7 protein-coding genes are annotated in these 13,651 nt (G+C 64.1%); 4 read left to right on the plus strand and 3 right to left on the minus strand.

The features are described 5' to 3' along the window. Positions 1–47 precede the first annotated feature (47 nt). Positions 48–1,835 (minus strand): helix-turn-helix transcriptional regulator, encoded by a 1,788-nt coding sequence (locus AT984_RS05395; protein WP_058719212.1) that lies wholly within the window; start codon positions 1,833–1,835, stop codon positions 48–50. 243 nt (positions 1,836–2,078) lie between these two features. Between AT984_RS05395 and AT984_RS05400 the strand changes: the two genes are divergently transcribed. The 4 genes from AT984_RS05400 to AT984_RS05415 all read left to right on the plus strand — a co-directional run bounded on the left by AT984_RS05400 (position 2,079) and on the right by AT984_RS05415 (position 9,120). Beyond that, entirely contained in the window at positions 2,079–2,732 is a 654-nt protein-coding gene (locus tag AT984_RS05400; protein WP_058719213.1) for a hypothetical protein, read from the plus strand. Beyond that, positions 2,732–5,308: a hypothetical protein gene (locus tag AT984_RS05405; RefSeq protein ID WP_058719214.1), complete on the plus strand. Its 2,577-nt coding sequence runs from the start codon at positions 2,732–2,734 to the stop codon at positions 5,306–5,308. The genes AT984_RS05400 and AT984_RS05405 overlap by 1 nt, the downstream gene beginning before the upstream one ends. Positions 5,309–5,417: 109 nt before the next feature. After that, on the plus strand, positions 5,418–6,092 hold the full coding sequence (locus AT984_RS05410; RefSeq protein WP_058719215.1) for a PEPxxWA-CTERM sorting domain-containing protein: 675 nt from the start codon (positions 5,418–5,420) through the stop codon (positions 6,090–6,092). A 229-nt stretch (positions 6,093–6,321) separates the two neighbouring features. Then, positions 6,322–9,120: a PEP-CTERM sorting domain-containing protein gene (locus tag AT984_RS05415; protein WP_156421907.1), complete on the plus strand. Its 2,799-nt coding sequence runs from the start codon at positions 6,322–6,324 to the stop codon at positions 9,118–9,120. 122 nt (positions 9,121–9,242) lie between these two features. Here the strand turns inward: AT984_RS05415 and AT984_RS05420 are convergent, their stop codons facing one another. Beyond that, positions 9,243–10,853, minus strand: coding sequence for a phytase (locus AT984_RS05420; protein ID WP_082680297.1), 1,611 nt, complete (start codon positions 10,851–10,853; stop codon positions 9,243–9,245). Positions 10,854–10,870: 17 nt separating this feature from the next. Further along, the gene (locus AT984_RS05425; RefSeq protein ID WP_082680298.1) at positions 10,871–13,468 is read right to left on the minus strand and encodes a TonB-dependent receptor; all 2,598 of its coding nucleotides are present in this window, start codon (positions 13,466–13,468) and stop codon (positions 10,871–10,873) included. Positions 13,469–13,651 lie beyond the last annotated feature (183 nt).

Raw genomic sequence — 13,651 nt, forward strand, 5'->3', positions numbered from 1 at the left:
CTTTGCCGCCCCAAGGCGTCGCCAGCAATCCCGCTATCAGCCTGGGTTCAAACCTTGGCGCTCAGCAGCCCCAAGGTGCGCGCGCGTGTCACCACATGCTTGCGTGAGCCGGCCTCGAGTTTGGTGAACATGGCCTTCAAGCGCCATTTGATGGTCTCGGCGCTGACGCCCAAGGACTGGGCAATTTCCTTGTTGGAGTAATTGCGCGCCAGCAATTGAAGCACGGCCTGCTCTTTGCTGGACAGCAGCCTGCCATGTGGCGGCATCCAGGGCTCGGTGTGTGCCGGTGTGCTGGGTATTTCATACGCTGTGTTGCCAGTGCCCGCCTCCAACTGCTGATAACTCAGCAAGTGCATAAGCGCGCGCGGATCCTTGGCATTGACAGCGCTCTCTTGCTGATCGGCCAGCCGCGCCATGCGGGAATAGGAATAGGCCTGCGTCATCTGATCAGCCTCAGCCCAGGCGTCAGCCAGATAGTCCAGCAAGGCGGGCGGCGGCTTCCAGCCCTTGATGTCCATGCCCTGAGTCAGGGCGCATTGGGCGTAGTGGATGGTGGCGGTGGGGGCGGTCATGTCGGGCGGCGGGGGCAGCGGCTCTTTGCTGCGGCGGTGCACTTCGGCCAGGGCTTCGTTGATGTCGACCGTCAGCGCTGCGTAGTCATGCTGGGCCACCAGGGATTGCGCCTCTTGCACGGCGGCCAAGGCCTCGCTGATGCGCCCGACCGTGGCCAAGCTGCGCGCCTGCCGGGCCGAGGCCAGCGCCAGGTTGATGTCCGAGTGCCATTGCCGGTATAGACCCATGGCCTCCTTCATCACCTCGATGGAGTCCAGCGGCCGTTCGACATCGAACAAGGTGTAGGCCAGCTCGCTGCAGGCGAAGGCGGTGGCCAGGCCCGCCGGCGCCACCCGCAGTTGCAGCAGCGCTTGGTTGAGCGCCTGCAGGCTCTCCTGCCCCCGGCCCAGCAAGCGCAAGAGCCTGCCCACCTGCGTCTGCGTCATGCCGACCAGCAGCGGCCAGCCGGTGTGGCGGGCGCGCTCGGCGGCGGCCTCAAAGCCTTGCGAGGCTTGTTCCAACTCACCGAGGGCCAGCTGGCAGTTGCTGGCGTTCATGCTGAGGATGCAATAGAACCGGACGAGCCCCATGTGCAGGCAGGTTTGCGCCGCTTGAGTGAACAGGGCAGCGGCTTCGGCTGGCTGGCGCATGCACAAGCCATAGGCTTGGGCGGCCTCGTTCAGAGCCTGGCTGATGGCATCGGCTTGCGTTGTTGCATTCGCCGGCGAGGCGTCTTCCGAGTCTCCCGGCCAAGCTCCTGTCGGCACATCGCCCGCCTTGGCCGGCCCCGTCTGGGTGACGCTGCGCTCGCAGCGCAGCAGCCCCAGCGCCAGGCCGCTGCGTTGTGGGTCATCGGCGCGGGCATAGAACCCCAGCGCATGTTCCAGTGCCTGCATTTCGCGCTCACGCTGGCCCAAAGCCTTGGCCAAGCCAGCCTCGGCCAGGCAGGCGTCGCCGGCGGCCAAGCTGTCGGCAGCGGGGTCAAAGGCGGCCCGCGCGGCATCTAGCCAGGCTTGCGCCGCGTCCAGTTCGCAGCGCAGTGCAGCCACTTCGCATTCGGTCAAAGCCGCCCACAGCATCAGGCGATTCAAGTCCTGTGGTGCCAAAGGGTGGTGGGACAGCTGCTGCTTCATGTCAGCCAGCAGGCTCAGGGCGCGCTGGCTGTCGCGCTGGCGCAGCTGCCAGGCCAGGGCCAGCAAGGCCTGCGGGCGTGCTGGCGCAGTGGCTGTGGCAGCAGCCATTTCCAAGCTCAGGAGTTCTTGTTGATCCACCAAGTACTTCATGGCTTGAGTCTAGGCTGACTTGGGTCGTGAAACGGCCTGTGGACCCCCGCTAGCACCCCGTGTGAACCCTGCGTTACCCCTTTTTCACCCCCTCAAACCAGGGGTGTAAGTCACTTCCGCCAGGGTTTCCCTGGACCGCCGCCCCCTTGTTCCACCCGTGGCGGGGGGGGATCAGGCGGGGTCGAGTCGATAAGGTTGACCTTGTCGCGAACACAAACGCTTTCACTACTGGAGTCATACCCGATGAAACTCTTCGCTCCCTTTTCCAAGCCGCCAAGGCGCGGCCTGTTGGCTGGGCTGCTGGCCTTGGGCGCAGCGAGCTTGGCGCCGCTGGCCCAGGCAACGCAGCTGCCCACGCAAAACCTCAGCCAGATGATTGCCAAGGCCGACATCATCGTCAGCGGTGAAGTCACCTCGGTCAAGGACGGCATCCAGGACGGCGTGCCCTACACCGAAGTCACGCTCAAGGTCACCGGCAGTGCCAAGCAAGACCTGGCCCTCAAGAGCAGCTACACCTTCCGCCAATTCGGCCTGCTGAAAGCTCGCAAGATGGACGACGGCCGCTACCTGCTGCCGGCCAAGATCGAAGGCATGCCCTCCTGGCGTGTGGGTGAGCGCGTCATGACCTTCATGAACAAGCCCGCCAGCCGAACCGGCCTCAGCACCCCGGTCGGCCTGACCCAAGGCAAGCTCACCATCAATGCCGGCAAGGCCGCCAATAGCTTCAACAACGTCGGCCTGTTCGAAGGTGTTCAAGTCTCGACTCGTGATCTGTTGCGCGCACCCGAGACCAGCATGCTGAGCACGACCTCGGGCCCTGTGGATGTGAATGTGCTGCAAGGCTTGGTCAGCCGTGCGGTGAAGAACAACTGGATTGGCACTGGAGAGATGCGCTGATGAACAAGAACTTCAAACGCTGCGCCCTTGCCAGCTGCGTCCTGGCTTTGCTGGGCAGCGCCCAGGCGGCCGGCCCCCTCTTGCTGAACAACAATCCGGCCAATCTGAAGCCGCTGCGCTGGGACACCAGCCAAGGCCCGATCAAGGTTTATACCGACATCGGCGCCTTCAGCCTCAAGAACGACGGCACGGTCTTCTTGAGCGAAGCGCAGGCCAATAACATCACTGCCTTCAGCCTGAAGCAGTGGAGCTCGGTCAGCACGTCCACTTGGCGCGCTGAAACCGACCCGGCCAAATTCATCCCCTTCAGCAAGGTGCCCAGCATCGGGCAAGACGTCAAGGACGGCGCCACCGCCAGCCTGGTCTACGGCCACTACAACGAAGGTGGCTTCTACGTGATCTATGACGTGGACGGCCGCGTGCTGGAGGAGTTCTTCGGCGCTCCGCGCGATCAGGTGCTGGGCATCGCCATGCCCGAGATCGCCGAAGACCGCGACGGTGACGGCTTCCCCGAGACCATCGTCAAGGCCACCGCCGTGATGAATGGCTGGATGGTTGATCATGAGGCCCCACCCGCCGGCCAGCGCAGCCAGCCGCCGGCGGACGTGAATGGCACGCGCTATGCGGGCATCTTCACGCATGAGTTCGGCCATGCGATCAATCTGTCGCACTCGCAAACGAATGGCCAACTCGCCTATTTCAGCGAGCCTGGCTTTGGCCGCGACCTCTATCCCGGCGTGCCCGGTTGCGTGGCGCCGGTTCACCACTGGCTGCGCGGCCCCGTCGCCAGCCACATCGACCCCAAGCACATCGAGACGATGTTCCCCTTCATCGACTCGCACAATCTCGCCAAGGGTCGCTCGGCCGGCTATGAGATGAGCACGGTGGACCGGGCCGACGATATCGCCGGCATCTCCAACCTCTATCCCACGGCCGACTACCTCAGCAAGACCGGCTCGATCGCCGGCACCTTGGTGCTCAAGGACGGCCAGACCGGCTACAGCGGCATCAACATCATTGCGCGCAACGTCAAGGATCCGCTGGGCGACGCGATCTCGGTGATGTCGGGTGACCAAACGCAAGGGCAGATCGGCCCCGACGGGCGCTTCCGCATCAACAACCTGAAGCCGGGCGAGAGCTATCAGATCTACACCGAAGAGATCAACCGCGGCGGCTACCCGACCCAGCCCACCATGCTGATGTCGCAAGCCGAGTATTGGAACGAGGGCGAATCGAATGACGTCCTGGCTGACAAGCCTTGCGTGGCCACGGCCATCAAGGCCGAGGCCGGCGTCACCAAGACCGCCAAACTGATCTTCAACGGCAGTACCGATGGCGTGCAATACAGCTTTCTGACGGCCGGCTACCTGACCAGCTTGTCGGACGACGGCCTGCGCGCTGGCGGCATGGTGGGCTACGACACGCCGTTTGTGTGGGACGTCAAGACCGGCCCACGCTTGCTGCCGCAGGAGCTGGATCTGCTTTCCTCGGCCATGAGCAACATCACGGGTGATGGCCGCTTCATGATGGTGGAGGCCAACTTCGACGGCCAGATTCAAGTGGACCCCGATGGCCAGCCCTTCACGCTCAAGCAGATGGCGCTGTGGGACTACGACACCAATGCCTTGAAGCCGCTGGGTGCATTGAGCAACCGCTGCGACAGCTGGGGTGGCCACATCAGCAGCTATGGCTGGGGCATGAACCGCAAGGGCACAGCGGCCGTCGGTTTCAGCACCTACGAGAACGCCGATGGCAGCTGCGGTGACTTTGATCCCCAACTCGGCACCTTGAGTGTGGCGCCGTATTTGTGGACCGCCAAAAAGGGTGGCCGCCCGCTGCGCCTGGATGGCTTGAATATGGAGTGGATGCCCTGGATTCGCGCCGCTGGCGTCTCCGGTGATGGCGGCGTGGTGGTGGGTCAAGGCAATGGCACGAATGCCTATGCCTGGGTCAAGGAAGGCGCTCCGATCGATCTGACGCCTCTGACCGGTGCCTATGCGGCGGACCTGGTCAGCAACGATGGCCTGCGGGTGCCCCTGGCCACCGAGAAGGGCGTGCTGATCTGGAACCCCACCTTGGGGACCGAACCCAGCGCCTTCCGCAGCATCAGCTCGCCCAAGTACTGCATCGACTTCCCTTTCAGTAGCTGGGACGGCATTGACCACTGCAAGGTCGAAGGCCCGGCCTGGGTCGAAGCCAACTTCGGCGTGCCGGAGCAGCAACTCAACGGCATCAACGACGACGGCCGCGTCATCATCGCCCGCGTCGGCAGCTTCTTCACCAGTATCGCCGGCTTTATGTGGGTGGAAGACATTGGCTGGCTGGGTCTGAACGAGTTCTTCCGCAAGCAAGGCGTGGTGGAAGCCGAGAAGTACGGCATGGAGAACCCACTGAGCATCAACGGCCCCGGTAACACCCTGGTTGGCGGTGTGACCGGCCTGCAGATGACTTGGTATGTCGACATGAAGAAGGTCTATGTCTGCGAAGGCGGCAGCAGCAGTTTGGTGGCCTTCCCGACACAAGCCGCTGCCAAGGTCAAGGCCGGTGCGCGCCTGGGCCGCTGCGAAATTCTCTAAGCCCGGGGCTTAGGGACTCCCTAAAGAGCAAGGCTTGGCGCTGATGGTTTGCCGAACAAACAGCGCCGCCTTGCTCCCGTCAATTTTTCTTAGAACCTCGAGGAATTCCATGCAAGCCACCCACTACTTCACCGCCCCGGTCCTGGCCATTGCCGCGCTGTTCGGCTGCAGCTCCAGCGCTCAGGCCGAGATCACGTTCTACACCTCTCAGGCTGCGTACATGGCCGCCATCGCAGCGCCGGGTGTGGACACATTTAACGATCTGCCTTTCTGGGCCCTTGGGCCAAACTATGTCGAGCGCACGGCGGGCGAGCACAGCTACCTGGCCTGGTCGGTGGCCGGCGAGGGTAAGAACTCGCTGCTTTACGGCGCCGGCAGCGACAGCGATGCCTGGTTGTCCACCGACGCTGCGACCGACTATCTGACCTTCGGCAATTTCTCCGACAAGGTCAATGCCGTCGGTGGTTTCTTCTTTGGCACCAATGCTGACGGCACGTATGCCCCCGGCCAGTCCATCCGCCTGAATGTGCTGGACGCCAATGGCACCGAGAAGCTGTTCACGGTGGACAACACCACGCCCGGCAGCTTCTTTGGTTTCGTCTCGACCAGCCAGCTGACCGCATTTCAGGTCAGCGCCGTGCAGCCCAATGGCGACCCCATCTGGGTGGCCAGCAATGATTTGACCCTGGGCAGCATCGCCGCCGTGCCCGAGCCCGCCAGCTATGCTTTGCTGATGGCCGGCTTGGGCCTGGTGGGTGCGGCCGCACGGCGCCGCCGCGCTTAAGCTGAAGTCACCAAGCCTAGCCAAATCGCCTAGCGCGAAACTTGCCGGGACAAGCGCCTTTCGCTTGTCCCGTTTGCATTGGAGGGCGGGCTCTCCCGCTGCGGCCCAGGCTTCTTGGCTCTGAGATGTAAACGGGCTGTCCTCGGATTGATGATGACTTGAAGAAACCGCCTGCCTATTCTCGTTCCGCCCCGGCGCCTGTGTCGGAGCGACCGACGAGGATCAGCTCATGGCATCACCCCTTACATCAGCGCGCGGCACTGCTCCGCAGCGTTTCAAACTAAAGCCTGTCGCCTTGATTGCTCTGGCCTCAGCGCTGCCGCTGTGGGTCATGCCCGCGCAAGCAGGTATTTCGACGAGCGGCAGCATTGGCTCGGACCCCGCGGGCGGCCTACTTGGGCCGGGCGATACCTTGGCGCCCGGTGCTGCCTTCTGGATCGGTGCGGGCAGCAATGGTTCCTTGTCGGTAGATGGAGGCTCCTTTTTGCAGCTGGCGCGCCTGAGTTTTGGCAATGGCGGCAACGGCAATGGCAGCGGCCTGCTGAGTGGCCCAGGCAGCCGAATCGAATTGCTTGGCAATGGCACGGGCGCGCAGACCCAGCGCCTGCTGATTGGTGACTGGGGCAAGGGCACACTGACCGTGGCCGCCGGCGCCACGCTGGATACCAGCACCCAGCGAGAGGCCTGCCTGATTCAGTTCCACTACTGCGACTCCTTTGTCGGCGGTGCAGCGGGTGACAACGCTACGCTGAATTTGACCGGTGCTGGCAGCCAAGTGCGCATCGGCAGCCAGCTATTCATCGGCCATCCCGGTCTGGGGATCCAGAATCTGGTTGGCTACAGCTACGGCACGCCGGGCGCCACGGTGACGGCCAATGTCAATGTGCTCGCGGGTGCAGAACTGAAGACCGACCGCGCTCAGATCGGCACCCGTCAATGGGACAGCTCCAGCACCGGCTATGAGCGCAGCGTCAGCAATGTGTTGATCAGCGGCGCTGGATCGCGTTGGACCGTGGTGGGCGGCGATACCTGGGACAACCTCACCGGCGCGGTTGTCAACCCGGGTGCCGGCATCTCTACCGGGCTGGATCGCTATGCGGTGGCCAATATCGATATCCGCGATGGCGGTCAGATGCATATCGACGGCGTAGCAGGCGTCTACAACTACTTGAACCTGAGCGGTGGTGGTGGGCGCACTGATATGGGTGTGCGGGGCGCTGGTTCCAAATTGTTGTTCAGCGGCGATGCGGGCGTCTTGCAGGTCGGCCAATCTCTGGGCAGTGCCTCGCTGGAGATCCGCGAAGGCGCCCAAGCCAGCGGCATGTTTTATTTGTCGGTCGGCCGCAATGCCTCGTTTGGACAATTGGTGGTGGACGGGGCGGGCTCTGAGTTGCGTATTGACGGCACGGCCTCAGCGACCGCGAACGGCGGGGCCTCGAACGGTGTCTTTGACATCGGCCGCAGCGGCGGCACCGGCATCGTGACCATCAGTGGCGGTGGCAAGATCAGTCTGCAGGCAGTGGATTCGCGCCCTGCTGGCACGGCTGTCAATATCGGTCGTGATGCGGCTTCGTCCGGCACGCTGAACATCAGCGGCGCGGGCTCGACCTTGTTGATCAGTGCGGCGTCAGTACTGCCAGGTGGGGGGCCTGGCGAGGCCTTCAATCCGGTTATGCGGGTGGGGCGCGAGGGCACTGGTCAGCTCAATATCAGCGCCGGTGGCAAGCTGCTGTTGAATGGCCAGGCAGTCTCGACGGTGGCGGATAGCCGGTCGACATCCTTGATCGTTGGCGGCTACAACGATGCGACGATCGGAGGCAAGGGCGTCGCGCTGGTGTCTGGCGCAGGGTCGGAGATCGCAGTCACTGGCGGTGACGCTTATATCGGTGTGGGTCACGGGCCGCAGGCCAATGGCCAGCTGACGGTGCAGAACCAGGGCATGGTCAGTGCCACCAATATGCTGGTCGGCCGCGCCGGCGGGGTTGGCGTGTTGACAGTGGATAGCGCCACACTCAAGCTGAGTGGGCAGCAAACCGGTAACAACCTTGCGGGCGCCAGCCTGAGCATTGGCGTAGGCGGTGGCATCGGTGTCGCCACGATTGGCAATGGCAGCGTGCTGAACCTCAGTAATATGGCTTCCGCAGGCGCCAGCCTGAACTTGGGTGGTTCCGGCGTGCACCCGCTGGGCGATGGCAGCTTGACGCTATCCGGCGGTTCGTCCATCCACATCACGGCCGCGCCTGGCTTGGCGACCATGAGTGTGGGCCGAGACGGCTCCGCATTTGCCCGTGTGCGTGGCGGCAGCAGCATCGACCTAGGTGACGGCTCGCTTTACATCGGCCGCCTGTCGGGCTCGGACGGCACCTTAATCGTCAGCGAGAACTCCAGCATCACGGCCGGCTGGGTGGGCGTGGGTCGGCACAAGACCGCCGGGGGCAGTGCCGATGGCGGTAGTGCCACCATGGTCATCAACAACAGTGTGCTGAACGCGCCGACCGTGGTCATCGGCAGCAACGGCTTTCTCGGCGGCAATGGCACGATCAATGGCACCGTCACCAATTACGGCATCTTCAGCCCGGGTAATTCCCCCGGCACGTTTGCCATCAATGGCGCCTACTCGGCCGGCGCTGGCAGCCGCCTGATTCTGGAAGTGGAGAGCGACGGCGCCGGTGGCTTCAAGACCGACCAGCTGGTCTTCGGCGAGGGCTCGCAGCTGGACTTATCGGCGCTGAAGGTCGAGTTTCGCTTTCTTGGGAACACCGACCCGACAGCCTTCCAGGCCAGTGGCGGCTTCAATGTGGACACCTTTTTCCGCACGCGCGCTGCGGGTGGAGACAGCAATTTGGATCACAGCCTGTTTGCCACCGCCAGCTTCTCGGCGCAGGCCGACGCCTACACCATCAGCAACTTCAGCTTCAGTGCCGATGGTGGTGCCGTGTTCTCGGTACCGGAACCGGGCAGCTGGGCATTGATGCTATCGGGCTTGCTGATGACAGTGTCAGCAGCTGCAGCACGGCGGCGCTCCTGAACTCGGCTGCTGCTGCTGCACTTCCGCACCGCAGCAACTTAGCAGCAGGGTCCGCCTAGGCTACATCTGCTCACAGGGGCGCCCGACCACCATGGTCCGGGTGCTCACATCAGCCTTGGATCTCAATGCAGCTTCAGCGCTCGCGCGACGTCTGACCAGGGCAGGTACTTGAAGTTCTGCGGGCCATCGGGCAAGCGCTTGTGGCCGTCTTGCACCACGATCAGGCCGCGGCCATAAACGCCGCCAAAGTCCGCCGAGCTGACTTCAAGGCCGTCGGTCTCCGAAGTGCCATCGATTTGCAGCTTGGCATTGATGCCAATGCGAAAGCCGCCGCGCAAGGCAAACGGGGGTTTGGCATCCAGCACCAGATAACTGTGATTGCCTTGCGAGGACGCCAGCAAATAGCTGGGCCCACCGTCCCGGCCCTGGTAGACCGCCAGGCCTTCCACATCGGCCTGCAACTCCGCCCCCACCGGCATCACCATGAATGGCTTGACCGGCGCATCTGCGCGTGCGTCCACGGCCCAGATGCCGCGCTTTTCTTCGCCGACAAATAGGCGCTGCTCCGCCTCGTGCACCACGCAGCCCTCGGGCTGGCTGGCCAGTTTGAAGGCGCGCAAAAGGCGGGCCTGCCATTGGCCTTGCGCATTGAGTTCCACGCGGTACTGCTGCACCCGGCCGTCTTTGTCGTTCGGGAAGGCGTCCAACTGGCCATCCGGCGTACGCCCGACGCAAAGGCCGTAGATGTCCTTCAAGTCGGTAGGCAGGCGGGCCAACTCACGCACTTGGCCGCTGGGTTCGATGCCGAACAAGACCAAGGCGTTTTCGTCACGCTGGGTGGCCACGGCCAGATCGAAGCTCTGGCCGCCGGTCAGGATGCGCTGGCGCAGGTCAACATTGTTGATGCGGCCGACTTCCAGCAACTGCAACTCTCGCCCTTGCAGGTCATAGACCAACAAGCCTTGCTTCTTATTGGTGCCCAGCACCCGGCTGCGGCTGCGGTCTTGCGGGTGCACCCAGATGGCGGGATCGTCGGCCGCATCACCGAAGCGCGCCACTGGGTCGGTTTGCGCGCTGGCTTGCAGCACTGGCCAGTCGTAGCGCTTGGCCGTTGCCGTGCTGGCGGGCAGGGCGGCGGCAGGCGCCGCGCTCTTCAGCAGGCGGCGCTGCGGCTTGCCTTCCACCTCGGTGCCATGCTCCCACAGGCCCACGCTGGGCTCCTGCACCTGCAGCACTTGGCGGGCATCATCCACCCGGCAAGTCGACACGCCGGGCGCGGTGGCCAGGCGGCGCAAGGGGCGGGCGCTGTCGGCGCTGATCAGCCATTGCTCACTCAAGCCCTCTTCGCCAAGCAAGAAGAGGTGCAGCAGCCCCTGCGGGTCGCGATGCAGGCACAGGCCATCGACCGCGAAGCCGGGCTCGGGCAGATCGCTGGCCCGCAAGACCTGACCCTGTGAGCGCACCAGCACAGGCCGGCCGCGGTCAGCGTCCAGCAAGACGGCCACGTTTTCCGGCCCGCCCTTGCTTGCAGTGGCAGAGCCCGTGGCGGCGTCATTGCCCTCGCTGCGCTGATCCCAGCGCTTGGCGCGCAGCTTGAGTCGGTCCAATTCGCGGCCGCTCTCATCCAGTAATTGCAGACCGGATTTATCCAGCTTCAGCGAGGTGGCGGCCTGTGCGGTGGCGCCGCCAAGCAAGACGCTCAGTGCGCAAGCGATGTTCAAAAGCGATGTCATGTTCGAAGGGCTGCGCATCAGAACACCGCCAGCTTCAGGCCCAGCTTGTAGCTGCGGCCATATTGCTCGTACTGCGTGTTCAGGGCACGCTGACCGGCGTAGACGTAGTAGGGCGTGTCGCGCAGGTTCAGCGCTTCGAAGCTGATTTGCAGCTTGGGGCTAATGTCATAGCGCAGCGACAGATCGACTTGCGTTTGTGCGTCCACCCACATGTCTTTGGCCGCGTTCAGCACATCGCCCACTTCCAGCAGATAGGCCGACTTGTAATTGGCCGCCACACGGCTGCTGAAGCCATAGCCCTCCCAGCCCAGGCTGAGGTTGACGCTGCGGTCAGACTGGCTGGGCAGGGCCAGTTTGCGTTGCTGCCACACGCCGGCCTTGTAGCCGCCAATCGTGGCCTCGGAGGTCACCAGCGTCGCATTGGCGCCGACGATCAAGCCGTTGAGCGGCGCGGGCAGGCTGCGCAAGGCCTGGCCGTATGACAACTCCAGGCCGCTGACCTTGGCCGCGTCGCCATTGGCATAGGTCAGCGCCGAGTCGAAGCCGACCCAGGCGCCTTGGCCCGCCAGATTGCTGCGGTAGACGAAGTCCTTGATGTTCTTGTGGAAAGCGTAGGCCGACACCGCGCCGTCGCGGTCCAGGCGGCGTTCGATGCCGAAGTCCAGGTTTTGCGAGCGCAGTGGCTTGAGTTCGGGGTTGCCGAACTCGGCCGTCTTGTCGTCGATGATGAAGCCGGGGGTGAGCTGGCCGAAAGTTGGCCGCACCACCGATTGGGTGTAGGCGCCGCGCAGCTGCGTGTCTTTTTGCAGATCATGGCGCAGCAAGAGGGCCGGCAGCCAGTGATGGCTGCTGGTGCTGGTTTGCTGCGGGCTCAGCGTGCCTTTCTTGTTGCCGGTGCCCGACGCGTCCATGGCCAAGGATTCGTGGCGCAGGCCGGTGATGAGCTGGGTGGACTTCCACTCGATGCGGGCTTGCAGATAGGCAGCGTCGCTGTCTTCCTTGATGCGATAGTCACTGACGGCGGAGTCGCTGGCCTCACGGAAGTCGGCCGGCTTCAAGGATGCGACCAGGCCGCGAACGGCGGCTTCGCTCATATTCGGCCCCAAGTCACCCCAGGGATAACGCGGCATGCCATCGGCCACCACGGCAGCCAGCGCCAGTTGATCCTTGCTGAAGCTGTAAGGCGCTTTGGCCAGCACCTTGCTGCCATAGCTCCAGACATCGCGTTCATTGTCTTTTTGCCGGCGCGCCAGCTTGATGCCGCCCTTGAGTTCCAACTCCAGGCCATTGAACTCCTGCTCATGCGAGAGATCCAGCTTCAGATTGCGCTCGCGGTCGGTGGCCAGGCTCTTTTCCAGCTTGATCTTGTCGAGCGCAAAGCCGCTGGCGCTGGCCAGGGCGGCCGGGCCGCTGATGATGGGCTGCTGGCTGTCGGCAAACGAAATACCGCTCAGGGTGCTGGCGTTCTTGTAGGTGGCCCCGGACAAGGTGTCGGGCTTGTTCTCACTGGCGCGGCCGGCGCCGACTGCCGCTTGCAGCTTCCAGTCGCCAAAGCGGCGCTCGCCGCCCAGGCTCAGCGAGTCAATCTGCGAGATCTCTTCACGCGCCTTCAGGCTGCGGGCGGCCTTGGCCGTGCCAGTGGCGCCCACGGTCAGCGCGGGCGTGAACTCTAGGGTCTGGGCCTGGCGCGTCTCGGTGTCGGTGAAGCGGCTGCTGAAGCTGCGCAGGTAGTAACTTTGAGTCGCATCGGGATGCAGATCGAGGTTGAGCGCAGCACCGCGACGCTCGCGGGTGATGGTGTAGCTGCGCCGCTCCAGCTTGTTCAGGGCCGGCTGGGCGCCGCTGAGGTCCCAGGCGCCGCCGCTTTCCACATTGTTGGAGCCAAAGCTGCGCTCGTCCGTGCTCAGGGCCACTGCCACGCCCAAGGTGTTGGCGAAGAAACGGTCGCTGTAAATCAACGCGGCCGTGGGGCGGGCCTTGCCGGTCAGGCTGGAGTGGTTGGCGCCGGCCGACAGGGTCAGGAAGCGGCCCGCTTGGTCAAAGGCCGACAAGGTGTTCACCTCGACTGATCCGCCCAGGGAGTTGGCATCTTGCTCGGGCAAGGCCGTCTTGGTCACCACCAGCGAACGGATCAAGCCAGCGGGTACGACATCCAGGCCGACGGCGCGGCGGTCAGCCTCGGCCGAGGGCACCAGCGTGCCGTTGATGCTGACGGCGTTCAGGTCCGGCCCCAGGCCACGGATGCGGACGAAGCGGCCTTCGCCCTGGTCACGTTCCACCGACACGCCGGGAATGCGGGCCAAGGCTTCGGCCGCGTTGTTGTCAGGCAGCTGACCGATGCCGTCGGCATGGACCACGCTGAGCACGCCTTGCGCAGCTTGCTGCTTGTCCAGTGCACTGCGCAGGCTGGCGGCCTGGCCGGTGACGACGACCGTGTCCAGCGTTTTGGCGCTGGTGCTGGCTTTGCTCGCTTCCTTGGCGGGTGCCGCCGCGCTTTGGGCTTGCGCTGCCAAGGCGGTCAGCAGGCACAGGCTGAGGGCACTCAGGCGTGGCAGGGCGGCCAAGTTCGCTGGGCGCTGGAGGCGGGATTTGGCGGCGGGGCGGGGTGAGTTCATGGCGGTGGACATTGTCGATTTCGGGTGAAGTTCAGGAGTCTTTGGGCGGCACATGCATGCCTTGGGTTCGCACCTTAGGCAGGGCAAATGGCGGCTCCGTGACAGCTGGTCATCTGGCCCCGCCAGGGGACCGATCGGCGCAAATGCCAGGCTGGCTTGAGCTTTTCGCACCCCGTCCGTCCA

This window comes from Paucibacter sp. KCTC 42545 (assembly GCF_001477625.1).
Classification (GTDB): Bacteria; Pseudomonadota; Gammaproteobacteria; order Burkholderiales; family Burkholderiaceae_C; genus Paucibacter_A.

Bases quoted from the DNA above. Each gene is read 5' to 3' on its own strand.
- AT984_RS05395 (WP_058719212.1), bottom strand. From the start codon at position 1,835: ATGAAGTACTTGGTGGATCAACAAGAACTCCTGAGCTTGGAAATGGCT.
- AT984_RS05400 (WP_058719213.1), top strand. From the start codon at position 2,079: ATGAAACTCTTCGCTCCCTTTTCCAAGCCGCCAAGGCGCGGCCTGTTG.
- AT984_RS05405 (WP_058719214.1), top strand. From the start codon at position 2,732: ATGAACAAGAACTTCAAACGCTGCGCCCTTGCCAGCTGCGTCCTGGCT.
- AT984_RS05410 (WP_058719215.1), top strand. From the start codon at position 5,418: ATGCAAGCCACCCACTACTTCACCGCCCCGGTCCTGGCCATTGCCGCG.
- AT984_RS05415 (WP_156421907.1), top strand. From the start codon at position 6,322: ATGGCATCACCCCTTACATCAGCGCGCGGCACTGCTCCGCAGCGTTTC.
- AT984_RS05420 (WP_082680297.1), bottom strand. From the start codon at position 10,853: ATGACATCGCTTTTGAACATCGCTTGCGCACTGAGCGTCTTGCTTGGC.
- AT984_RS05425 (WP_082680298.1), bottom strand. From the start codon at position 13,468: ATGAACTCACCCCGCCCCGCCGCCAAATCCCGCCTCCAGCGCCCAGCG.